This is a genomic window from Streptomyces sp. NBC_00203 (assembly GCF_045206325.1).
In the GTDB taxonomy this organism is placed as follows: domain Bacteria; phylum Actinomycetota; class Actinomycetes; order Streptomycetales; family Streptomycetaceae; genus Streptomyces; species Streptomyces lutosisoli.
Genome location: NZ_CP108126.1, coordinates 4,084,580 through 4,105,461, shown reverse-complemented (window position 1 = coordinate 4,105,461; position 20,882 = coordinate 4,084,580). Strand labels below are relative to the sequence as shown.

Genomic DNA, 20,882 nt, shown 5'->3' with positions numbered 1-20,882 from the left:
GAGCTCAGTCCCATCCACGGGTGACCCGGCGTCGTCCGCGCGTTGACACATCCGGGTCGCCGGTAGGGTGGCCCGGTTGTCATACGTAGCCGAGCCGCTCGACCCCAAACACGGAGACCGTGACTACCACCGCCGCCAGTGCCGCCTCCTCCTCGCACCACCTCTCACCCGCCTTCCCTGGACGCGCCCCCTGGGGTACCGCCAACAAGCTGCGTGCCTGGCAGCACGGGGCGCTGGAGAGGTACCTCCAGGAGCAGCCGCGCGACTTCCTGGCCGTCGCCACGCCCGGCGCCGGCAAGACGACGTTCGCGCTGACGCTCGCGTCCTGGCTGCTGCACCACCATGTCGTGCAGCAGGTGACCGTGGTCGCGCCGACCGAGCATCTGAAGAAGCAGTGGGCGGAGGCGGCCGCGCGGATAGGGATCAAGCTGGATCCCGAGTACAGCGCGGGGCCGCTCAGCAAGGAGTACCACGGCGTCGCCGTGACGTACGCCGGTGTCGGTGTGCGGCCCATGCTGCACCGCAATCGCGTCGAGCAGCGCAAGACCCTCGTCATCCTCGACGAGATCCACCACGCCGGTGACTCCAAGTCCTGGGGTGAGGCGTGTCTTGAGGCGTTCGAGCCCGCCACCCGGCGGCTCGCGCTCACCGGTACGCCCTTCCGGTCCGACACCAACCCCATCCCCTTCGTGACGTACGAGGAGGGGAACGACGGGATCCGGCGGTCCTCCGCCGACTACACGTACGGATACGGGTCCGCCCTCGGCGACGGGGTCGTGCGGCCGGTCATCTTCCTCTCCTACAGCGGCAACATGCGGTGGCGCACCAAGGCGGGCGACGAAATCGCCGCTCGCCTCGGCGAACCCATGACCAAGGACGCCATCTCGCAGGCCTGGCGCACCGCCCTCGACGCGCGCGGCGAATGGATGCCCAGCGTGCTCCGCGCCGCCGACCAGCGGCTGACCGAGGTCAGGAAGGGCATCCCGGACGCCGGTGCGCTCGTCATCGCCTCCGACCAGGACTCGGCGCGCGCGTACGCCAAGCTGATCCGCGAGATCACCGGGACCAAGGCGACCCTCGTCCTCTCCGACGACACCGGCGCCTCGAACCGCATCGACGAGTTCAGCCACAGCGACGACCGGTGGATGGTCGCGGTGCGGATGGTGTCCGAGGGCGTCGACGTGCCGCGGCTCGCGGTCGGCGTGTACGCCACCACCATCTCCACGCCCCTCTTCTTCGCCCAGGCCGTCGGACGTTTCGTACGGTCCCGGCGGCGCGGCGAGACCGCCTCCGTCTTCCTCCCGACCGTCCCCGACCTCCTGGGCTTCGCCAACGAGATGGAGGTCGAGCGCGACCACGTCCTCGACAAGCCCAAGAAGGAGGGCGAGGAGGACCCGTACGCCGAGTCCGAGCAGGAGATGGACGAGGCGAACCGGGAGCAGGACGAGGACACCGGCGAGCAGGAGCAGTTCTCCTTCGAGGCGCTGGAGTCCGAGGCCGTCTTCGACCGGGTGCTGTACGACGGCGCCGAGTTCGGGATGCAGGCCCACCCGGGGAGCGAGGAGGAGCAGGACTACCTCGGCATTCCGGGGCTTCTCGAACCCGACCAGGTGCAGATGCTCCTCCAGAAGCGGCAGGCCCGGCAGATCGCGCACAGCCGCAAGAAGCCTGACGAGGAAGCGGATCTGCTCGAACTGCCCGCCGAGCGGCGGCCCGTGGTCTCCCACAAGGAGATGCTGGAGCTGCGGAAACAGCTCAACACCATGGTCGGCGCGTACGTCCATCAGAGCGGCAAGCCGCACGGCGTGATCCACACCGAGCTGCGGCGTGTGTGCGGGGGGCCGCCGAGCGCGGAGGCGACGGCGGGACAGCTGCGGCAGCGGATCGCCAAGGTGCAGGAGTGGGCCACCCGTATGCGGTGACGCTGGGCGCTGTGCCGGGGCGGTCGCGGTTCCGGGGTGTGCCGGTTGTTCTTCGGCCGCGGACCGTCTGTGGCTGGTCGCGCAGTTCCTCGCGCCCCTTTCGGGGGCGCGTTTGTGGGCGTGTGCGCTGTGTGCGCGGGTCGTGCACGCCGTGTGATGAGCGCCGTGCGTATGGGGGCAAACGGAATCAGTCCGTACCAGCCAGTGCCCGGATTCTGGACGTGGACTTCCGCTGAGCGGACCGGCTCGCTACTGTCCCGGCTACGCACACGCCCCGTGGCAGCGCCGCCGCGGAGCGCAGCCGTGAAGCGACTCCGCCCGGGAAGAGCCCGGGTCGTCAGCCGACCGGCGGCCTCTGAAGCGCGTCGCCGACGGGACTCGGTGGCGCAACCGCCGCGAGGGGGCCGTCGACCTCACCACTAAGGAGTGGGCGTCGTGACCGCGGAGACCTCTCAGACGCTCGACCGGGGACTGCGCGTCCTCAAGCTGCTCGCCGACACGGACCACGGGCTGACCGTCACCGAGCTCTCGAACAAACTGGGCGTCAACCGGACCGTTGTGTACCGGTTGCTCGCCACGCTGGAGCAGCACGCACTCGTACGCCGTGATCTGGGTGGCCGCGCCCGGGTCGGGCTCGGCGTGCTGCGGCTGGGCCGCCAGGTGCATCCGCTGGTGCGGGAGGCCGCGCTGCCCGCGTTGCGGGCGCTGGCCGAGGACATAGGGGCCACGGCTCATCTCACGCTGGTCGACGGGACCGAGGCACTGGCCGTCGCGGTCGTGGAGCCGACGTGGACGGATTACCACGTCGCCTATCGCGCCGGGTTCCGGCATCCGCTGGACCGGGGTGCCGCGGGGCGGGCGATTCTCGCCGCCCGGCAGGCGCCGGTGGGGGAGCCCGGGTACACGCTCACGCATGGGGAGTTGGAGGCGGGGGCCAGTGGCGCCGCGGCGCCACTGATCGGTGTGACCGGGGTCGAGGGCAGCGTGGGTGTCGTCATGCTGGCGGACTCCGTGCCGGAGCGGGTGGGACCGCGGGTCGTGGACGCGGCCCGGGAGGTCGCGGACGCCTTGCGCTGACGCCGGCTCGGCGCGTGCCCGGCGCCGGGGCTCAGCTCGGGGAGGGTCGCGCGGCCCGGCGTCGGCCCGGTAGCCCTGGGGGTTCTTCGCCCCCGCCGCCCCTACCCGTCCCATCCCCAGGGGCTCCGCCCCTTCGACCCCGGGGTGTGTTCTTTGGCTGCGGGTGGGTGGGGGCTGGTCGCGCCCCGCGGCGGAGCCGCAAATGTCACAGCCCCGCGCCCCTTAAAGGCACCTGGGGTGGGCCGGCGGTTTTGAGGGGCGCGGGGAACTGCGCGACCAGCCCCCACTGCCCCGCAGCCGACGAACCACTGTACGGGGTGCCGCTCTCTTCGGGACGGGCACCGCCCCAGCGGCACGATTGCCCACCGCTGGGGCGGCTGCGACGCCACCCCTGCCCGCCTGCACGCAACGCCCGCCCGTGTTTCCACTCACCCCCCGGCTTTGGCCAAGCCGCCAAACCGCCCCCGCCATCTCTGGCCGATGCTCTCACCGTCCGTCGCCCCGCCCTCCGCATCATCAGGGCACTGATGGCGGAACGGTGCGGTGGAGGGAGCAGGGCGTGGACACGGAGACAGTGCGTGCGCGGGCGGACGGCGGCGGAGGAGGCGGCGGGTGGGCGGCTCGGCTGACCCGGCGGCAGGGGGTCGGATCGCTGGTTGCCGAGGCGGCCGGGAGTCCGCTCAAGCGGACCATGGGGGTCGGGCAGCTCACGTTGCTCAGTGTGGGAGCCACGCTCGGGACGGGCATTTTCGTGGTGCTCGGGGAGGCCGTTCCCGAGGCGGGCCCGGCCATCGTCGTGTCGTTCGTGCTCGCCGGGGTGACCGCTCTCTTCTCCGCTCTCTCCTACGCCGAGCTGGCCGGCATGATCCCCGGCTCCGGCTCCTCCTACAGCTACGCCTACGCCACCCTCGGCGAACTGGTCGCCTGGGTCTGCGGCTGGTGTCTGATCCTGGAGTACGGGGTGTCCGTCGCGGCCGTGGCCGTGGGCTGGGGGCAGTACGTCAACGAACTGCTCGATCTGACCGTCGGGGTCACCCTGCCCGACTCGCTCAGCGCGCCGCCCGGCACAGGGGGCGTCCTCAACATCCCCGCCGCCGCCATCGTCGTCCTCTCCATGGTCGTACTGCTGCGGGGCGCCCGCGAGAGCGCCGTCGCGAACACCCTCATGGTCGGCGTGAAGATCGCCGCCCTGGTCATGTTCTGCGCGGTCGCCTTCACCGCCTTCCGTGCCGGGAACTTCACCCCGCTCTTCCCGCTCGGCACCGCCGGCATGAGCGCGGGCGCCGCCTCCCTCTTCTTCTCCTACATCGGCTTCGACGCCGCCTCCACCGCAGGAGAGGAAGCCAAGAACCCGCAGCGCGACCTGCCCCGCGCGATCATCCTCTCCCTCGTCCTCGTCACCGCCCTCTACGTCCTCGTCGCGGTCGCCGCGCTCGGCGCGATGCCGTGGCAGAAGTTCGAGGGCACGGAGGCCACGCTCAGCGAGGTGCTCGTGCAGTCGGTGGGCGGGGGCAGCCTCTGGCCGATCCTGCTGTCCATCGGCGCCGTCGTCGCCACGACCAGCGTCGTCCTCACCGTGCAGTACGGGCAGATCCGCATCCTCTTCGCGATGTCCCGGGACGGGCTGGTGCCGCCGCTGTTCTCCAAGGTGCACCCCACCACCGGGGTGCCGCGCGCCAACACCGTCATCGTCTCCGGCTTCATCGCCGTGCTCGCCGCACTGGTCCCGCTGGGCGCCCTCGCCGACGCCACCAGCATCGGCACGCTCTTCGCCTTCATGCTGGTCAACCTGGCCGTCATCCTGCTGCGCCGGCGCAGCCCCGACGCACCCCGCTCCTTCCGGGTGCCCTTCTCGCCGGTCACACCGATCCTGGGCGTCGGCTTCTGCGCGTACATGCTGTTCAGCCTGGGGACGGACACATGGGTCGCGTTCGGCGGGTGGATGGCCGTCGGGCTGGTGATCTACTGGCTCTACGGGATCAAGAACTCCAAGCTCGACCGGCGCCCCGAGTTCCAGGACCCCGACCCCGAACTCGCCCAGGAATCCGCATGACCTTCCCCGGCACGTCTCTTGACGCCTCTTCCCATACGTCTGTCGACCTCACCACCGACGTCGTCACCCTCACCCGCGCCCTCGTCGACATCCCCTCCGAGAGCGGCGAGGAGGCCCACCTCGCGGACGCCGTCGAGACGGCCCTCGCCGCCCTCCCGCACCTCACCGTCGAACGCGTCGGCAACTCGGTCGTCGCCCGCACGGACCTCGGCCACCCCGAACGGGTACTGATCGCGGGCCACTTGGACACCGTGCCCGCCGCGGGCAATCTCCCCGCCCGCCTCGACGGCGACCTCCTCCACGGCCTCGGCGCCTGTGACATGAAGGGCGGTCTCGCGGTCGCCCTGCGCCTCGCGGCCACCGTCCCCGCACCGGCCGCGCGGGACCTCACGTACGTCTTCTACGAGTGCGAGGAGGTCGAGGGCGACCGCAACGGGCTCGGCCGGATCGCCACCGAGCGGCCGGAGCTCCTCAAGGCCGACTTCGCGATCCTCATGGAGCCGTCCGACGCCGGGGTCGAGGCCGGCTGCCAGGGCGTCCTGATGGCGGACATCACCGTGCGCGGCGAGCGCGCCCACACCGCGCGGGCATGGCGGGGCGTGAACGCCGCGCACCGCGCCGGGGCCGTCCTCCAGCGGCTCGCCGGCCACACGCCCGAGCGGGTCGTGATCGACGGCCTGGAGTACCGGGAAGGGCTGAACGCCGTCGCCGTACGGGCCGGGGTCGCGGGCAACGTCGTACCCGACGAGTGCGTGATCACCGTCAACGCCCGTTTCGCGCCGAGCCGTTCGGCCGAGGAGGCGGAGGCGTACGTACGGGATCTGTTTCCCGAGGACGAGTACGAGGTCCACGTCACCGAGGTCGTGCCGGGTGCGCTTCCCGGGCTGGGGCAGGACGCGGTGGCCTCGCTCGTCGCCGTACTGGGCGCAGAGCCCCGCCCGAAGCTCGGCTGGACCGATGTCGCCCGGTTCGCCGCGCTCGGCGTTCCCGCGCTGAACTACGGCCCCGGCGACCCGGTGTTGGCGCACACGGCGGGGGAGTACGTGCCGGTGGCGCAGCTCAGGGAGTGCGAGGAGCGGCTCAGGAGCTGGCTTCAGCCGGTGATGGGGTCCTAGTCGGCCCTGAGCCCCGCAAGGGTCCGCAACTGCAGCCACAGCACCAGCCGTTCGTCCGGATCGTCGAGGTCGATGCCGAGCTGCTGCTGGGCCTGCTTGAGGCGGTAGCGGCAGGTGTTGGGGTGCACGGCGAGCAGCCGGGCCGCGCCCGCCATGTCGCAGCCGGCGTCCAGCCAGGAGACGAGGGTGCGGGCGTATTCGGTGCCGTGCTCGGCGTCGTACGAGAGGACCGTCCGCCACGCCCCGGTGCTCAACTCCCGCCGTTCGCCGAGGACTTCGGTGAGCCGGAGGAGGGTCACCCGGGGCCGTACCTCCGCCACGGACGCCACGGGCAGCTCCGGGCCGAGCACGCGCAGCACGAGGTCCGCGTCGTCCCGGGAGGCCCGCACCTCGGCGAGCCCCGCCACCACATCCCCCAACCCCGCCCGCACGGGCACCCGCAGCGCCTGCCCCGCCCGCCCGACGATGTCCTCCGCCAGGCGTTTGTGGCGCGTACCGCCGAGTTCGCCGAGCGCGGGCAGCAGCGCGTACACGACGCCGTCGGTGAGGACGCAGGCGTGCCGCCCGTAGCGCGCCTCGCACTGGAGGCGTACGAGGTCCAGGAGCCGTAGCGCGGTCTGTTCGACGTCCGCCGCCGAGACCGCCGAGTCGAGGACGAAGGCGGCGACACGGACGGGCGCCGGGTTGCCGTCCGGGCCGAGGCCGAAGCCCAGGCGGTGGGCCGCGCCGGCCGGGTCGGCGGTGCCGTCGAGGAGGCGGCGCAGCAGGTCGCCGTTCTGGTGCCGGGCCAGTTCCTGCGCGGCCCGCGCCCGCAGCAGGAGCAGCGCCGCCGTGGACGCGCCCTGGGCGAGGGCCTCTTCGGCGTCCGGCGCGAGGTTGCCGTCGTCGACGACCCAGAGCGAGCCGAGGGTCTCGCCGCCGGCGCGCACGGCGACGGCCAGGCGCGGCAGATCCCCGTCCCGCAACGCGGGCAGCCGCACCGGCCCCGGCGCCGCGAACAGCACCCGGTACTGCTCGCTGTTCTCAGGGCTCGTCGGCACCTGGAGGCCGAGGATGCCCTGTCTGCGGTCCTCGTCGACCGGCTGCCCGGGCACGGTCGAGTAGGCGAGGATGCGCTGCCGCGGGTCCTCGACGGCGGTCGCGCCCCCGACGGACGCGGCCACCGCGTCGGCCAGCGCGAACAGGTCGCCCAGGCCGCTGGCGGCGGCTGAAGGGCGGGCGCCGATCGCCGAGGCGAGCAGCAGGTGCACGTGGTGCCAGGCGGCGTCCTCGTCCACGGACAGCAGGGCCACACCCGCGGACTCCGCCTCCGCGAGCGGGCCGTCCGGGCCGCGCACGACGAGCCCGCTCATCCCCGCCTCCGCCGCGGCCCGCGCCAGCGGCCCCGCCGCGGACGCACGCACCCCGACCGCGAGCAGCAGCGCCCCGGGCACCCGGGGGAGCGGTGCGTGGGCGTCGTACAGCAGCGCCTCCGTGACGGGCACGGTGAGCCCGGCGGGCGCTGTGTGCAGCCGTACGGAGGGGCCGCCGATGACGTCCAGCAGGTCACCGAGGGTGCAGGCGTCCATGGGTTCCCTCCTCCAGGGTGAGGCGATGGTTGGCCGATCTCATCAGGAACGTACGCAGTTGTTGTCCTGATGTACAACGTGAGCGCCGTCACCAGCTCCGAGACTCGGTTTCATGACCGAAGTCAGCATCCGTACCGTTCACGACGTCGCCGGGATCGCCGCTGTGGCCGACTTCTTCAGCGACGTCTGGCAGACACCCCGCAGCACCCCGCCCTATCCGGCGGAGGTGCTGCACAGCCTGGTGCACGCCGGGGGTGCGGTGCATGCCGCGTACGACGGAACGCGGCTCGCCGGAGCCTCCGTCGCCGTGTTCGGGGAGCCGGCGTCGCGGGACACGTACTCCCTGGTCGCCGCGGCCGATCGCGGGCTCGGGTACGCCGTGAAGCAGGCCCAGCGGGCCTGGGCCGTGGAGCGCGGCGCCCGCTCCATGCGCTGGACCTTCGACCCGCTGGTCGGCCGCAACGCCCGCTTCAACCTGGTCAAACTGGGGGCCGCCGGCACGGAGTACCTCGTCGACTTCTACGGGCCCATGGCCGACGGCGTGAACGACGGCGACGAGAGCGACCGGCTGACGGTGACGTGGGACTTGGCGGCACCCCGTGACCGTACGGCCGAGGAAGGCGACCGCGACGCCGCGCCCGCCACCCACCTCGCCCCCGACGGCGGCCCGCTGGCCCGCCGCGACCCCGCCGACCGCCACGTCTGGTGCCGCGTACCGGACGACATCGTCAAACTCCGCGCCGCCGACCCGCTGCTGGCGCTGCGCTGGCGGTACGCCGTCCGCGAGGTCTTCACGGAGGCCTTCGCCCAGGGGTACGCCGCCACCGGGATGTCCCGCGACGGCTGGTACACCCTCACCCGCCCGTCCGACACCCGCCCGTCCGAGGAAGGCACCGCATGAAGCTCGAACGCGTCGAAGTCGTCCACATCGCGCTGCCCCTCGTCACCCCGTTCCGTACGTCCTTCGGGACCATGACGACGAAGGACACCTTCCTGCTGCACGTCGTCACGGACGCGGCCGAGGGCTGGTCGGAGTTCGCCGCCGACCCCGAGCCGCTGTACTGCTCGGAGTTCGTGGCGGGTGCCGAGATCGTGCTCCGCGACTTCCTGCTGCCGCGTGTGGCTGCCCTGCCGCAGCTCACGGCAGCCGCGCTCGCCCCCGCGATGGCGAAGATCAAGGGGCACGAGCTGGCCAAGGCGGCCCTGGAGACGGCGGTCCTCGACGCCGAGCTGCGCGCGTACGGCATGTCGCTGGCGACCTACCTCGGGGCCGTGCACGACCGGGTGCCGGCGGGTGTCTCCGTCGGCATCAAGGACTCCGTTCCGGCACTCCTCGACGACGTCGAGCGCTACCTGGCCGAGGGCTACGTACGCATCAAGCTGAAGATCGAACCGGGCTGGGACGTCGAGCCCGTACGCGCCGTACGGGAGCGCTTCGGGGACGCGCTGCCCCTCCAGGTCGACGCCAACACGGCGTACTCGCTCGCGGACGCCGAGCAGCTGCGCCGGCTCGACGCGTTCGGGCTGCTGCTCATCGAGGAGCCGCTGGAGGAGAACAACCTCCACGCCCACGCCCAGCTCCAGAAGCGGATCGCCACCCCCGTCTGTCTCGACGAGTCGCTGCACAGCGCCCGCGACACCGCGTCCGCGATCGCCATGGACGCGTGCCGGGTGGTCAATGTGAAGCCCGCCCGGGTCGGCGGCTATCTGGAGGCCCGCCGCATCCACGACGTCGCACACGCGCACGGGGTGCCGGTGTGGTGCGGCGGCATGCTGGAGACGGGCATCGGCCGCGCCCCCAACCTCGCCCTCGCGGCGCTGCCCGGCTTCACCCTCCCCGGCGACACCTCCGCGTCCAGCCGCTACTTCGCCGAGGACATCACCGAGCCCTTCGTCCTGGAGGACGGACATCTGCGGGTCCCGACGACACCCGGCATCGGCATCGAGCCGCTGCCGGAGGCGCTGCGCCGCTTCCAGGCCGCACGACGGGACCTGTACGGGGGCCCTACCGTGCGGTGACGTTAGATTGATCCCGTGCTCTCTCGTCTCACGCGCCCCAAGGCCGTCGCCGTCTGCGCCCTCCCCGTCGTGGCTCTGCTCGCCACGGCGGTGTTCGCGCCGCTGCCGTTCTCCGTGGCGCAGCCCGGCATGACGGCGAACGTCCTCGGCGAGAACAAGGGCGACCCGGTGATCACGGTCAGCGGAGCGCCCACGCGGGACACCAGCGGGCAGCTGCGGATGACGACGATCGAGGCGACGGGCCCGGACGCACGGGTCTCCCTCGGCGATGTGCTCGACAGCTGGTTCGCCACGGACCGGGCCGTGATGCCGCGCGACTCGGTCTACCCGAGCGGGAACACCGTCAAGGAGATCGAGCAGCACAACGCGGACCAGATGAAGAAGTCCCAGGACACGGCCACCGAGGCGGCGCTGTCCTATCTGCACGAGAAGAACGACGTGAAGGTCACGCTCAAACTGGCCGACGTGGGCGGTCCCAGCGCCGGGCTGCTCTTCTCGCTCGGCATCGTCGACAAGCTGGACGGCGACGGCAGCGGCGGCGACCTCACGGGCGGACGCACCATCGCGGGTACGGGGACGATCGACGCGGACGGCACGGTCGGCGCGGTCGGGGGCGTCGCCCTCAAGACCCAGGCCGCCCGCCGGGACGGCGCGACGGTCTTCCTGGTCCCGAAGGCGGAGTGCTCGGACGCGAAGTCGGAGCTGCCGAAGGGGCTGCGGCTGGTTCCGGTGACCACGCTGAAGGGCGCGGTGGACGCCCTGGTCTCCCTGGAGAAGGGGAAGGGCTCGGTTCCGAGCTGCTAGGGGCTGCCTAGTGCGCGGCTGCCATCCGGGGGGTGGCGGCCAGCCGGAGGCCGACCTCCACGAGGGTCCAGCCGAGCCGGGCCCGCAGCTCGCTCGGCCGCTTGGCCTCGGTGGTGAGCCGGTGGGTTTCGGCCTGGGCGCGGAGTTCGGCGGCGCGGGTGTGGTGCAGGGCGAGGTGCGTGTCGGGGTGCAGCATCGGTGCCTCTCAGTCCTGGTTGATGGGGAAGACGTGGGTGTGGATGCGGACCTGCTCGGCGTCAAGGGTGCCCTCGGCGGGAGCCAACGCACGGTAGTTGTCCATGAGTTCGTGCATCCTGGCGACGAGCTCGGTGGCGAGTTCGGGCGTCAGCCGTAGCGTCATGTCGCTCATGTCGGTGGCCCCGGACCAAGCCGTGGACCATTCGTGCCGGGTGGCGATCCAGGTGGACAGCTCGCGGGTGTGGGTGTTCGCGATCTCGTGCAGGAAGGTGTCCTCCGCTCCGCGCAACTCCGGATCGGAGCCCGTGAACCGGGTGCTGTCGTAGATCAGCCCCTGGTGGACGGCCTTCCACCAGCGCTCCCGCCCCTTGCCGTGTTCCGGGGCGTCCTCGACGAAGCCGTGCGCGGCGAGCTGGCGCAGGTGGTAGCTGGTCGCTCCGCTGGACTCGCCCAGTTTCGCCGCCAGTTGGGACGCGGTGGCCGGTCCGCCCCGCCGCAGCGCGCTCAGCAGCTGCATGCGCAGCGGGTGCGCGAGGCCGCGCAGCGAGCGGGCGTCGAGGGTGCGGGGGGCCAGTTCGTTCGAGGCCGGTGTCGTCGGTTCTTCGGGCTCCTGCATGCATGCAAAGGTAGCGTTGCAAAGGAGTAGTTGCAAGGGGTTCTTTGCAACTACTCCTTTGTAAGTCTTCGGAGTCGAGTCCTCGTACGCCCCGGGGCCACTCACCCGCTCTTGACGAACCCCTCCTGCGTCATCCAGTCCAGCGCCACCTCGTGCGGATCCTGCCCCTGCACATCCACCTTGGCGTTCAACTCCTGCGCCACCGTGTTGTTCAGCTTCTTGGTCACGGGATCGATGACCTCCGCGATCGCCGGATACTCCTTCAGGGCCTTGGAGTTGATCACAGGCGCCGCGTTGTAGTTGGGGAAGAACTTCTTGTTGTCCTGCATCACCTCCAGGTTCATCGACTTGATGCGCCCGTCGGTGGTGAACACCTCTCCGTACGTGCAACTCCCCTTCGCCACCTGGGTGTAGATGATCCCGGTGTCCATCTGCGTGATGTTCTTCGCGGGCACATCCATCCCGTACGCCTTCTCCATGCCCGGCAGCCCGTCGGCCCGGTTGGCGAACTCGCTCTCCACGCAGAGCGTCACCGCGCCGGGATCCGTCTTGGACAGCGCCGCCACGTCCGACAGCGTCTTCGTGCCGTATTTCTTGAAGTTGGCCTGGTTCATGGCGAGCGCGTACGTGTTGTTGAGGGCGGACGGCGGCAGCCAGGTCAGCCCGTTCTTGAGGTCGGCGTCACGCACCGCCTGCCACTGCTGCTGCGGGTCGGGGATGGGCTTGCTGTTGCCGAGGTAGGTGATCCAGGCCGTGCCCGTGTACTCGTACATGGCGTCCGCGTCCCCGTTCTTGACGGCCTCGCGGGAGCCGATCGACCCCTGGATGCCGGTGCGGTCGAGTACGTCCGCGCCGGCCGCCTGGAAGGCGATGCCCATCATCGCGCCGAGGATCAGCTGCTCGGTGAACTCCTTGGACGTCACGGTGAGGTGGGCGCCCTTGAGCGGTTCGCCCTGCCCGATCGAGCCGGGCTTGACGTCGTCGAGCATGGGGGAGCCGCTGGTCAGCCCGCAGCCGGAGGCCAGCACGAGGGCCCCGGCCAGCAGCAGACACGTACGTCTTCTGGCCGGCGGCAGACACATACGCCTCGCATGCCTCGTGTGCTTCGCGTTTCTCATGACCCCGCCTCCAGCCCGCGCGGCCTGAGCAGCAGTTCGGCCAGTGAGGCGAGCCAGTCGACGAGCAGGGCGAGCGAGACCGTGAGGATCGAGCCGAGCACCAGGACCGGCATGCGCTGGGTGGTGATTCCGGTGGTGATGAGTACGCCGAGGCCGCCGCCTCCGCCGAAGGTGGCGAGGGTCGCCGTGCCCACGTTCAGGACGAGTGCCGTACGGACGCCCGCGAGGATCAGCGGTACGGCCAGTGGGAGTTCGACCCGGGACAGCACGCCGAGCGGCGACATGCCGATGCCGCGCGCGGCCTCCAGAAGCGTCGGGTCGTTGGCCTTCAGGCCCGCGATCGTGTTGGACAGGACCGGCAGGATGGCGTAGATGGTGATGCCGATCAGGGCCGATTTCTCGCCGGTGCCGAGCCAGATCACCAGGAGCGCCAACAGGCCGATGGCGGGCGTGGCCTGCCCCATGTTGGCGATGGTCATCGCGAGCGGAGTCGCCTTCCGGAACGCCTTGCGGGTGAGCAGGATGCCCAGCGGGATGGCGATGATCACGACGAAGAACGTGGAGATCGCGGTCAGTTGGATGTGCTGCCACAGGGCCTTCGACACCTGGCCGTTCGACAGGGCGTTCTCGGAGATCGCGTCGAGGGTCGCCTGCTGGAACCAGAGCCAGGTGGCGAGCAGCAGGGCCACGATCATGGCGGGCAGGAAGGTCAGCTTCTGCCAGGTGATCCGGGGCTTGAGCGTGACGACCGGCGGGGGAGCCTCCTGCTCGGCCTCGCCCTCGTCCCGGAAGGCGAGCCCCTTGACCTCGTGCTCGCCCTCGGGCCGCTGATCCACAGGCGGTGTGATCACGCCTTCTTCTCCCCTCCGTCGCCCTCCTGCTCGAAGTGGGTCTGCTGGGCGCGGGCCTCCTCCAGTTCGTGCTGGTGCTCCATCGCCTCCAGCCGGTCGGCCTCCAGCAGCTCGTGCACGGAGTTCATCAGCGTCTCCATGTCGACGACCCCGATGAACTCCCCGCGCCGCCCGGTGACCGCGACCCGGCCCGTGTTGTCGGTGAGCACGGCCTCCAGGGCGTCCCGCAGCGTGGCGTCCCGGGTCACCGTGTCGTGCACCAGCGTGCCCGCCCGGGCGAGCGAGCCCTTGGCCCGCATCAGGTCGCCGCGCCGCAGCCACTTGTAGGGGCGGCCGCGCTTGTCGAGCAGCAGGATCTCGTTCGTACCGCTGCCCCTGAGCTTGTTGAAGATCTCCTGGAGCGGGTCGTCCACGGTCACCGTCGGGTAGTCGGTCATCTCCACATTCCGTACGCGGGTGAGGTTGAGCCGTTTCAGGGCGGCGCCCGCGCCCACGAACCCCGACACGAAGTCGTCGGCCGGGTTGGTGAGGATCGCCTCCGGGGTGTCGAACTGCGCGATGTGCGAGCGCTCGCGCAGGACCGCGATCCGGTCGCCCAGCTTGATCGCCTCGTCGAAGTCGTGGGTGACGAAGACGATCGTCTTGTGCAGCTCGTGCTGGAGCCGGATCAGCTCGTCCTGGAGGTGGTCGCGGGTGATCGGGTCCACCGCGCCGAAGGGCTCGTCCATCAGCAGGACGGGCGGATCGGCCGCGAGCGCCCGGGCCACGCCCACGCGTTGCTGCTGACCGCCGGAGAGCTGGCGCGGATAGCGGCCGTGGAACTCGCCCGGGTCGAGCCCGACCAGGTCCAGCATCTCCTCGACCCGCGACTTGATCCTCGACTTGGACCAGCCGGTCATCCTAGGGACGAGCGCGATGTTCTGGGCGACCGTCATGTGTGGGAAGAGCCCGGAGGACTGGATCGCGTACCCGACCTTGCGGCGCAGCTTCACCGGGTCCATGTCGGTGACGTCCTCGCCGCCGATGCGGATGCGGCCGCCGGTCGGTTCGATGAGCCGGTTGATCATCTTCAGGGTCGTCGACTTCCCGCAGCCGGACGGGCCGACGAAGACGACGAGCTCGCCCGCCTTGATCTCCATGTGGACACTGTCCACGGCGGGCTCGCGGCTGCCCGGATAGCGCTTGGTGAGGTTCTCCAGCTCGATGGTCGCGCCGGTCGTGGACGTGTGCCCGCCGGCGGTCCTCACAGTGGACGCGGTGGACGTGGCGGACTCGGCGGACTCAGTCACGGATCCCCCTCGGAATGGTCAGCCGTCCGATGAGCACGTACGCGGCGTCGAACAGCAGCGCCAGAATGATGATCCCGATCGTGCCCGCGAGCACCTGGTTGAGCGCGTTCTTGCTGCCCAGGGAGCCGATGCCGCGGAAGATCTCGTTGCCGAGGCCGGGACCGGAGGCGTACGCCGCGATGGCCGCGATGCCCATCAGCATCTGTGTGGAGATCCGGATGCCGGTGAGGATCGGCGGCCAGGCCAGCGGCAGCTCGACCCGCACGAGACGGGCGAGCCGCGACATCCCGATGCCCGTCGCCGCGTCCACGAGCGAGGGATCGACCCCGCGCAGGCCCACGATCGCGTTCCGCACGATCGGCAGCAGCCCGTACAGCGTCAGCGCGATGACCGTCGGCGGCACGCCCAGGCCCACGATCGGGATCAGCAGACCGATCATGGCGAGCGAGGGCATGGTCAGGATGGTGGAGGTGGTGGTCGTGGCGAGATTGCTGGCCCACTCGACGCGGTAGGTGGCGACGCCGATGAATACACCGATGGCCGTCGCGACGACCATGCACTGGAAGACCACGCTGGCGTGTTGGTACGCGTCCGCGAGCAGCTGCTGATGGCGGCTGCTCAGGTACTCCCAGAAGCTCACGGCACCGGACCTCTCCTCACCCGCGGTCCGGACCCCTTTGCGTCAGGAATCTCCCGACGCCTGCTCCACCAGCGGGATGATCCGCAGCGGAACGGGGTTCTCCATGACGATCGCCGTGGCGGCCCGGACGATGCCATCAAAACCGACAACCCGGTCGATCACACGCTGGAGATCGGCGTTCGAGCGGGCCACCAGCCGGCACAGCATGTCCCCGCTGCCGGTGGTCGTGTGCAGTTCCAGCACCTCCGGGACGGTCGCCAAGTGCGCCCGTACGTCCGCCCCTTGCCCCTGCCGGATCTGGAGCGTCGCGAACGCGGTGACGGGATACCCGAGGGCTGCCGGGTCCACCTGCGGCCCGAATCCCCGGATGACTCCATTGGACTGAAGCCGGTCGAGCCGCGCCTGCACCGTGCCGCGCGCGACCCCCAGCCGCCGGGACATCTCCAGGACGCCGATGCGCGGTTCCTCGGCGAGCAGCACGATGATCCGGCCGTCCAGATGATCGATCGCCACGGGGGCCACCCCTTTCCCTGGTTCGTACGCCTCGCGAGATGGTCATCCTGTACAGAACGCCCGCCGAAACGCGCCATCTCCTGAGCATATTGCCCAGCTGAAATGCGAACTATTGCGCACCTTGCGGAACGGAGAGAGTCTGCCGCCATGACTCAGACCACCCACCACACTCCCGACACCGCCCGGCAGGCAGACCCCTTCCCGGTCAAGGGAATGGACGCGGTCGTCTTCGCCGTCGGCAACGCCAAGCAGGCCGCGCACTACTACTCCACGGCCTTCGGTATGCAGCTCGTGGCGTACTCCGGACCGGAGAACGGCAGCCGCGAGACGGCGTCGTACGTCCTCGAGAACGGCTCGGCCCGCTTCGTCCTCACCTCCGTCATCAAGGCCGCCACCCCCTGGGGCCACTTCCTCGCCGAGCACGTGGCCGCGCACGGCGACGGCGTCGTCGACCTCTCCATCGAGGTCCCGGACGCGCGCGCCGCGTACGCGTACGCCGTCGAGCACGGCGCCCGCTCGGTCACCGAGCCGTACGAGATCAAGGACGAGCACGGCACGGTCGTCCTCGCCGCGATCGCGACCTACGGCGAGACCCGCCACACCCTGGTCGACCGTTCGGGCTACGAGGGCCCGTACCTCCCCGGCTTCGTGGCCGCGAAGCCGATCGTCGAGCCGCCGGCCCGCCGCACCTTCCAGGCCATCGACCACTGCGTCGGCAACGTCGAGCTCGGCCGGATGAACGAATGGGTCGGCTTCTACAACAAGGTCATGGGCTTCACGAACATGAAGGAGTTCGTGGGCGACGACATCGCGACCGAGTACAGCGCGCTGATGTCGAAGGTCGTCGCCGACGGCACGCTCAAGGTCAAGTTCCCGATCAACGAGCCCGCCATCGCCAAGAAGAAGTCCCAGATCGACGAGTACCTGGAGTTCTACGGCGGCGCGGGCGTCCAGCACATCGCGCTGAACACGAACGACATCGTCGAGACCGTACGCACCATGCGCGCGGGCGGAGTCCAGTTCCTCGACACCCCGGACTCGTACTACGACACCCTCGGCGAGTGGGTCGGCGACACCCGCGTGCCCGTCGACACGCTCCGCGAGCTGAAGATCCTCGCCGACCGCGACGAGGACGGCTATCTGCTGCAGATCTTCACCAAGCCGGTCCAGGACCGTCCGACCGTCTTCTTCGAGATCATCGAGCGGCACGGCTCGATGGGCTTCGGCAAGGGCAACTTCAAGGCCCTGTTCGAGGCGATCGAGCGGGAGCAGGAGAAGCGCGGAAACCTGTAGACCAGCTGTGGATCGGGTCGCGCGAGAGTGTTGAACTTGCAACCAAGGTAGGCAGGTTGGGACTCTCGGGTCCTGTGGGCGCCGCGAGGGCGTCCACAGGACAGGGGAGGACAGCACCTCATGGCGGAGACACCGGCCGGCACCACCACCGGGGACTGGGGGTCCCCCCTCTGGGGGAACATAGACCTCGCCGTGGCGGCCGAGCGCTGGCTGTGGCAGAAGGCCACGCTCCAGGTGGGGACGGTTCCGCAGTCCTTCGCCTTCGACGAGGTGAACTAGCGGCTGTACGTCCTGCAGATCGCGCCGGGCGGCAGGGCGGCGGGGGATCTGGTCCTGAGCAAGCTCGACTACGACGGCAACCGGCTGGGCCACATGCGGCTGCCGCGCTTCGGGCACGGGGTGAGCATGGGCGTCCAGAACGCCGCCGACGGCACGGTGTGGATCTGGACCGAGGCCCAGGCGGTGAAGGGGTACGGCAAGGGCGTCACCCGCTTCCGCTTCGTCGACGGCGCCACCCGCACGCTCGACAAGGTCAACGTCCGCATGCCGATCCCGGGCTCCGTCAACAACCAGCCCTCCGTCTGCATGGCGAGCAAGCGCATCGCCGTACGCCACCGTGTCGGCGGCACCGCGCGCTACCGCGTCTACGACCTCGACACGTTCACCGCCGGCGACTACTCCACCCACCTCGCCGACTTCCCGCAGACCGGCGCCCACCCGGACCCCGAGGTCCCGTTCCAGGGCTACGCGCTGCACGGCGACCACCTCTACCAGCTGGCGGGCACGGCGTACGACGACGCCACCAACCCGCCCTCAGGGCACGGCAACATCTACCTCTCCTGCCTCGACATCCGCACCGGCAACCTGCTCCAGCGGGAGCGGACCGAGGCCGGGCGCTCCCTCGACTACCGCGAACCCGAGGGCCTCGCCATCCGCCGCAAGGCCGGCAAGGGCGGCCCCCGACTGTGCATCGGGCTCGCCTCGGGAGCCGAGAACGCCCGCAAGTTCTCGATCTTCTACAAGCCGTTCACGCCCGCGCAGTAGCAGCCCGTAATCTGACCGCATGTCCAGGATCAACGACGTAGGCGGCACGCAGGGGTTCGGTGCCATCGACACCACCGACGACACCGAGCCCTTTCACGCGGACTGGGAGGCCCGCGTCGTCGGCCTCTTCAACGCCCTGCGCGGGCAAGGGCTGTTCAACACCAACGAGTTCCGGGACGCGATCGAGTCGATGCCCGCCAAGGAGTACCTGGCGGCCTCGTACTACGAGCGCTGGTTCACGGCCATCTGCGCCCTGCTGGAGCGCAAGGGCGTCATCGAGCCGGGCGAGCTGGATGGCTGAGGACCGCTTCCCGCCCGGCACCCGTGTCCGCACCTTCGGCCACGACCCGGCGCACCACACCCGCCTGCCCCGCTACGCCCGCGGCAAGCGGGGCGTCGTGGTCGAGCCGGAGGGCCGCGCCGAACTCGCGGACGTCAGCGCGCAGGGCAGCCCGGACGCCCCGGTCGAGCAGGTGTACGCGGTCCGGTTCGCGGCCCGTGATCTGTGGGGCGAGGGCGACCATCACGTCGTACTGGACTTGTGGGAAAGCTACTTGGAAGAGGACCGGCACAATGAGCGGTGACCACCACGACGACGCGCTGATCTCCCGCAGGGTGCGGCGCCTGGAGACCCTGCTCGAAGAGAAGGGGGTGCTCTCCGGCGGGACGCTGGACGAGGCGATCGACGCGTTCCTGGCGCGGTCGTCCCCGGCGAACGGCGCGCGGGTGGTGGCGCGCGCCTGGACGGACGCGGACTACAAGTCCCGGCTGCTCACCGACGGCACGGCGGCCGTCCAGGAACTCGGCTTCATGGAGGGCTCGTACCAGCGTCTGCGCGTGGTCGAGAACACGGAGTCCGTGCACCACGTCATCGTCTGCACCCTCTGCTCCTGCTACCCGCTCCGCCTTCTCGGCCCCTCCCCGAGCTGGTACAAGTCCGAGGCCTACCGCTCCCGGGTCGTCCGCGAACCCCGCGCGGTCCTCGCGGAGTTCGGCCTCACCCTCCCGGCCGGCACCGAGATCTCGGTGTGGGACTCCAGCGCGGAGACGCGGTACATGGTCCTTCCGCGCCGCCCCGCCGGCACGGAGTCCCTCCCGGAGACGGAACTGGCGGCCCTCGTCACCCGCAACGCGCTGATCGGCACGGCGGCCGTCTGAACCCGGTGATCCCGGTGACCCCGGGGCGCTCGGCGTTACGCCGGGCGCCTCAGGGCGGGCGTCGTCGCGCGCTCCGGTGCGGCCGGCTCCTCGGTCTCCTCCGACGGATCGGGCGGACCCGCCTCGCTGGGTTCTCCCATCGCCGTCAGCGCCGCGTGGGCCGAGGGGGCGAAGAGCGGCGAGAAGTGCGGGTTGATCTGGAGGGCCTCGGCCAGGTGGCGGCGGGCCGGGCCGACGAGGTCCAGTTCGCGTTCGATCTGGCCCCGGTGGTAGGCGTACAGCGCGCTGCGCACGCCGCCCCCGTGCTCCCTGTCCATGGCCTTCTTGGCGAACTTCAGCGCTTCCTTGTCGTCCCCGGCCCGGTGCAGCGCCCAGCCCAGCGCGTCCGCGACGGGAATGCCGGGCTGCGCCTCCCACTCGGCGCGCAGCCGCCGCACCGCCGCCTGCGGGTCACCGTGGTCCGCCTCGAAGAGCCCGAGGACCAGCTCGTCGTCCACACCCCCGGCCTCGTCCTGCCGCACCCGGTCCCGCAGCAGGTCGTACTGCACGCGCGCGGCCCCCGTGAGCCCCAGCTTCTCGTACAGCTCGCCCAGCTCCAGCGCGTACCGCGGCGCGGGCTGCCTGGCGAGCGCCGTCTGGTACGAGCGCATCGCCTCCGACATGCGCCCGAGCGCCGCCAGCGCGCGCCCCTGTCCGGCGAGCGACCCGTGCTCGTCGGGGTCGCTGGCCAGCGCGCCCTTGTAGTAGCGCAGCGACTCCTTGACGTCACCGCGCTCCCAGGCCAGCTCACCGGCCTGCTGCAGATAGGCCGCCCGTTCGGCGGGTGTCGCCGCGCCCGCCGCCGCGTCGCTGATCGTGGCGGCGGCGTCCTCACGCCAGCCGAGGTTCCAGTAGACGCGCGAGGCCCGTGCCAGCACCCTCGGCCCCTTGTGCAGTTCCTGGAGCTTTTCGAGGGTCCTGCGGGCGGCCTTGTAGTCACCGAGGCCGGTGTACGTGTCGATCAGCAGCGCGTACGTCGTCCACCGCTTCGGCGACTGCTCCACAGCCGCCTCGCCCCACTCCTTCGCCGCCAGGAAGTCGCCCCGCGCGTTGGCGAGCGCCGTGAGGCCGTCCATCGCCGCCTGGTTCTTCTCCGGCCTGGACCGCAGCGACGCACGCAGCGCCTTCTCGGCCTTCGGGTAGTACGCGGGCATCCCGGTCCGCCGCGCCTGCTCCGCATACGCGTTGCCGAGCACCGCCCAGGCCTGCCCGTCGCGCGGATGGGTCCGCAGACGGTCCTCGCGGTCTCCGATGACCGCCACCAGATCGGACACCGCGACGGGCACCCCGGCCGTGACCGCCGTGTTCACCCGGCCCGGCGGACCCGCCACGGGCCGCGGCGCCACGGCATGCCGTGTCGGGGGCAGCAGCACCAGCACACCGCCGAGGACGACGCTGCCCGCGACCACACCGATGAGCAAGCGCTTGGCGAGGGGGGAGAGGCGCGGCCCGGAGGGTTTCCCGGGCTGCAGCCCGGTGAGGACCGGCTGTCGCTCTTCGATCTCCATGCCGCTCACTGTGCGCCAGTACGAAGACCACACCCCGGCATCCCAAGCCACGAGTGG

General features: G+C 70.9%; 22 protein-coding genes. 13 read left to right on the top strand and 9 right to left on the bottom strand.

Annotated features, from left to right (window positions below):
* Positions 1–119: 119 nt before the first annotated feature.
* From OG975_RS18540 to dapE, 4 genes are all read left to right on the top strand, one after another.
* Positions 120–1,922 (top strand): DEAD/DEAH box helicase, encoded by a 1,803-nt coding sequence (locus OG975_RS18540; protein ID WP_406330387.1) that lies wholly within the window; start codon positions 120–122, stop codon positions 1,920–1,922.
* Positions 1,923–2,357: 435 nt separating this feature from the next.
* Positions 2,358–2,999: an IclR family transcriptional regulator gene (locus tag OG975_RS18535; RefSeq protein WP_369259812.1), complete on the top strand. Its 642-nt coding sequence runs from the start codon at positions 2,358–2,360 to the stop codon at positions 2,997–2,999.
* Positions 3,000–3,558: 559 nt separating this feature from the next.
* A complete protein-coding gene (locus tag OG975_RS18530; RefSeq protein WP_406330386.1) occupies positions 3,559–5,052 on the top strand; it encodes an amino acid permease in 1,494 nt (497 codons plus the stop codon).
* Positions 5,049–6,167, top strand: coding sequence for a succinyl-diaminopimelate desuccinylase (dapE, locus tag OG975_RS18525; RefSeq protein WP_406330385.1), 1,119 nt, complete (start codon positions 5,049–5,051; stop codon positions 6,165–6,167). The genes OG975_RS18530 and dapE overlap by 4 nt, the downstream gene beginning before the upstream one ends.
* Here the strand turns inward: dapE and OG975_RS18520 are convergent.
* Positions 6,164–7,735, bottom strand: a complete 1,572-nt coding sequence (locus OG975_RS18520; protein ID WP_406330383.1) for a PucR family transcriptional regulator — start codon at positions 7,733–7,735, stop codon at positions 6,164–6,166. The two genes, dapE and OG975_RS18520, sit on opposite strands and share 4 nt — an antisense overlap.
* A 112-nt stretch (positions 7,736–7,847) precedes the next feature.
* Here OG975_RS18520 and OG975_RS18515 point away from each other — a divergent pair, with 112 nt between their 5' ends.
* The 3 genes from OG975_RS18515 to OG975_RS18505 are packed head-to-tail and all read left to right on the top strand — an operon-like array spanning position 7,848 to position 10,558.
* Positions 7,848–8,636: a chorismate synthase gene (locus OG975_RS18515; RefSeq protein ID WP_406330382.1), complete on the top strand. Its 789-nt coding sequence runs from the start codon at positions 7,848–7,850 to the stop codon at positions 8,634–8,636.
* Positions 8,633–9,754, top strand: coding sequence for an o-succinylbenzoate synthase (gene menC, locus OG975_RS18510; RefSeq protein WP_406330381.1), 1,122 nt, complete (start codon positions 8,633–8,635; stop codon positions 9,752–9,754). Before OG975_RS18515 ends, menC begins: the two co-directional genes overlap by 4 nt.
* Before the next feature lie 15 nt (positions 9,755–9,769).
* Positions 9,770–10,558 (top strand): S16 family serine protease, encoded by a 789-nt coding sequence (locus tag OG975_RS18505; protein ID WP_406330380.1) that lies wholly within the window; start codon positions 9,770–9,772, stop codon positions 10,556–10,558.
* Between the two features lie 7 nt (positions 10,559–10,565).
* Here OG975_RS18505 and OG975_RS18500 read toward each other — a convergent pair whose 3' ends face one another.
* From OG975_RS18500 to OG975_RS18470, 7 genes are all read right to left on the bottom strand, one after another.
* Positions 10,566–10,751 (bottom strand): hypothetical protein, encoded by a 186-nt coding sequence (locus tag OG975_RS18500; RefSeq protein WP_406336326.1) that lies wholly within the window; start codon positions 10,749–10,751, stop codon positions 10,566–10,568.
* Between the two features lie 12 nt (positions 10,752–10,763).
* Positions 10,764–11,372 (bottom strand): ArsR/SmtB family transcription factor, encoded by a 609-nt coding sequence (locus tag OG975_RS18495; protein ID WP_406330379.1) that lies wholly within the window; start codon positions 11,370–11,372, stop codon positions 10,764–10,766.
* Between the two features lie 101 nt (positions 11,373–11,473).
* Positions 11,474–12,454, bottom strand: coding sequence for a glycine betaine ABC transporter substrate-binding protein (locus OG975_RS18490; RefSeq protein WP_406336324.1), 981 nt, complete (start codon positions 12,452–12,454; stop codon positions 11,474–11,476).
* 32 nt (positions 12,455–12,486) lie between these two features.
* On the bottom strand, positions 12,487–13,341 hold the full coding sequence (locus OG975_RS18485) for an ABC transporter permease (protein ID WP_406330378.1): 855 nt from the start codon (positions 13,339–13,341) through the stop codon (positions 12,487–12,489).
* Complete coding sequence (locus OG975_RS18480) at positions 13,338–14,588, bottom strand: betaine/proline/choline family ABC transporter ATP-binding protein (RefSeq protein ID WP_406336322.1); 1,251 nt, start codon at positions 14,586–14,588, stop codon at positions 13,338–13,340. The genes OG975_RS18485 and OG975_RS18480 overlap by 4 nt, the downstream gene beginning before the upstream one ends.
* 34 nt (positions 14,589–14,622) lie before the next feature.
* Positions 14,623–15,270 (bottom strand): ABC transporter permease, encoded by a 648-nt coding sequence (locus OG975_RS18475; protein WP_406330377.1) that lies wholly within the window; start codon positions 15,268–15,270, stop codon positions 14,623–14,625.
* Between the two features lie 42 nt (positions 15,271–15,312).
* A complete protein-coding gene (locus OG975_RS18470; RefSeq protein WP_327429064.1) occupies positions 15,313–15,783 on the bottom strand; it encodes an Lrp/AsnC family transcriptional regulator in 471 nt (156 codons plus the stop codon).
* A gap of 147 nt (positions 15,784–15,930) precedes the next feature.
* On the opposite strand from OG975_RS18470, the gene hppD reads away from it, so the two are divergent.
* The 6 genes from hppD (at position 15,931) to nthA (ending at position 19,278) form a co-directional block, all read left to right on the top strand.
* Positions 15,931–17,076: a 4-hydroxyphenylpyruvate dioxygenase gene (hppD, locus tag OG975_RS18465; RefSeq protein ID WP_406330376.1), complete on the top strand. Its 1,146-nt coding sequence runs from the start codon at positions 15,931–15,933 to the stop codon at positions 17,074–17,076.
* A 120-nt stretch (positions 17,077–17,196) separates the two neighbouring features.
* Positions 17,197–17,355, top strand: a complete 159-nt coding sequence (locus OG975_RS18460) for a hypothetical protein (protein WP_406330374.1) — start codon at positions 17,197–17,199, stop codon at positions 17,353–17,355.
* Positions 17,356–17,358: 3 nt separating this feature from the next.
* On the top strand, positions 17,359–18,120 hold the full coding sequence (locus tag OG975_RS18455) for a Teichoic acid biosynthesis protein C (Precursor) (protein WP_406336320.1): 762 nt from the start codon (positions 17,359–17,361) through the stop codon (positions 18,118–18,120).
* 19 nt (positions 18,121–18,139) lie between these two features.
* Entirely contained in the window at positions 18,140–18,421 is a 282-nt protein-coding gene (locus tag OG975_RS18450; protein ID WP_406330373.1) for a hypothetical protein, read from the top strand.
* On the top strand, positions 18,414–18,704 hold the full coding sequence (locus OG975_RS18445) for an SH3-like domain-containing protein (protein ID WP_330304902.1): 291 nt from the start codon (positions 18,414–18,416) through the stop codon (positions 18,702–18,704). Before OG975_RS18450 ends, OG975_RS18445 begins: the two co-directional genes overlap by 8 nt.
* The gene (nthA, locus tag OG975_RS18440; RefSeq protein WP_406330372.1) at positions 18,694–19,278 is read left to right on the top strand and encodes a nitrile hydratase subunit alpha; all 585 of its coding nucleotides are present in this window, start codon (positions 18,694–18,696) and stop codon (positions 19,276–19,278) included. The genes OG975_RS18445 and nthA overlap by 11 nt, the downstream gene beginning before the upstream one ends.
* Before the next feature lie 35 nt (positions 19,279–19,313).
* On the opposite strand, the gene OG975_RS18435 is transcribed toward nthA, so the two are convergent.
* The gene (locus OG975_RS18435) at positions 19,314–20,825 is read right to left on the bottom strand and encodes a tetratricopeptide repeat protein (protein ID WP_406330371.1); all 1,512 of its coding nucleotides are present in this window, start codon (positions 20,823–20,825) and stop codon (positions 19,314–19,316) included.
* Positions 20,826–20,882: the final 57 nt, after the last annotated feature.

Bases quoted from the DNA above. Each gene is read 5' to 3' on its own strand.
- OG975_RS18490 (WP_406336324.1), bottom strand. From the start codon at position 12,454: ATGTGTCTGCCGCCGGCCAGAAGACGTACGTGTCTGCTGCTGGCCGGG.
- OG975_RS18435 (WP_406330371.1), bottom strand. From the start codon at position 20,825: ATGGAGATCGAAGAGCGACAGCCGGTCCTCACCGGGCTGCAGCCCGGG.
- OG975_RS18460 (WP_406330374.1), top strand. From the start codon at position 17,197: ATGGCGGAGACACCGGCCGGCACCACCACCGGGGACTGGGGGTCCCCC.
- OG975_RS18445 (WP_330304902.1), top strand. From the start codon at position 18,414: ATGGCTGAGGACCGCTTCCCGCCCGGCACCCGTGTCCGCACCTTCGGC.
- hppD (WP_406330376.1), top strand. From the start codon at position 15,931: ATGACTCAGACCACCCACCACACTCCCGACACCGCCCGGCAGGCAGAC.
- nthA (WP_406330372.1), top strand. From the start codon at position 18,694: ATGAGCGGTGACCACCACGACGACGCGCTGATCTCCCGCAGGGTGCGG.
- OG975_RS18495 (WP_406330379.1), bottom strand. From the start codon at position 11,372: ATGCAGGAGCCCGAAGAACCGACGACACCGGCCTCGAACGAACTGGCC.
- OG975_RS18520 (WP_406330383.1), bottom strand. From the start codon at position 7,735: ATGGACGCCTGCACCCTCGGTGACCTGCTGGACGTCATCGGCGGCCCC.
- menC (WP_406330381.1), top strand. From the start codon at position 8,633: ATGAAGCTCGAACGCGTCGAAGTCGTCCACATCGCGCTGCCCCTCGTC.
- OG975_RS18450 (WP_406330373.1), top strand. From the start codon at position 18,140: ATGTCCAGGATCAACGACGTAGGCGGCACGCAGGGGTTCGGTGCCATC.
- dapE (WP_406330385.1), top strand. From the start codon at position 5,049: ATGACCTTCCCCGGCACGTCTCTTGACGCCTCTTCCCATACGTCTGTC.
- OG975_RS18515 (WP_406330382.1), top strand. From the start codon at position 7,848: ATGACCGAAGTCAGCATCCGTACCGTTCACGACGTCGCCGGGATCGCC.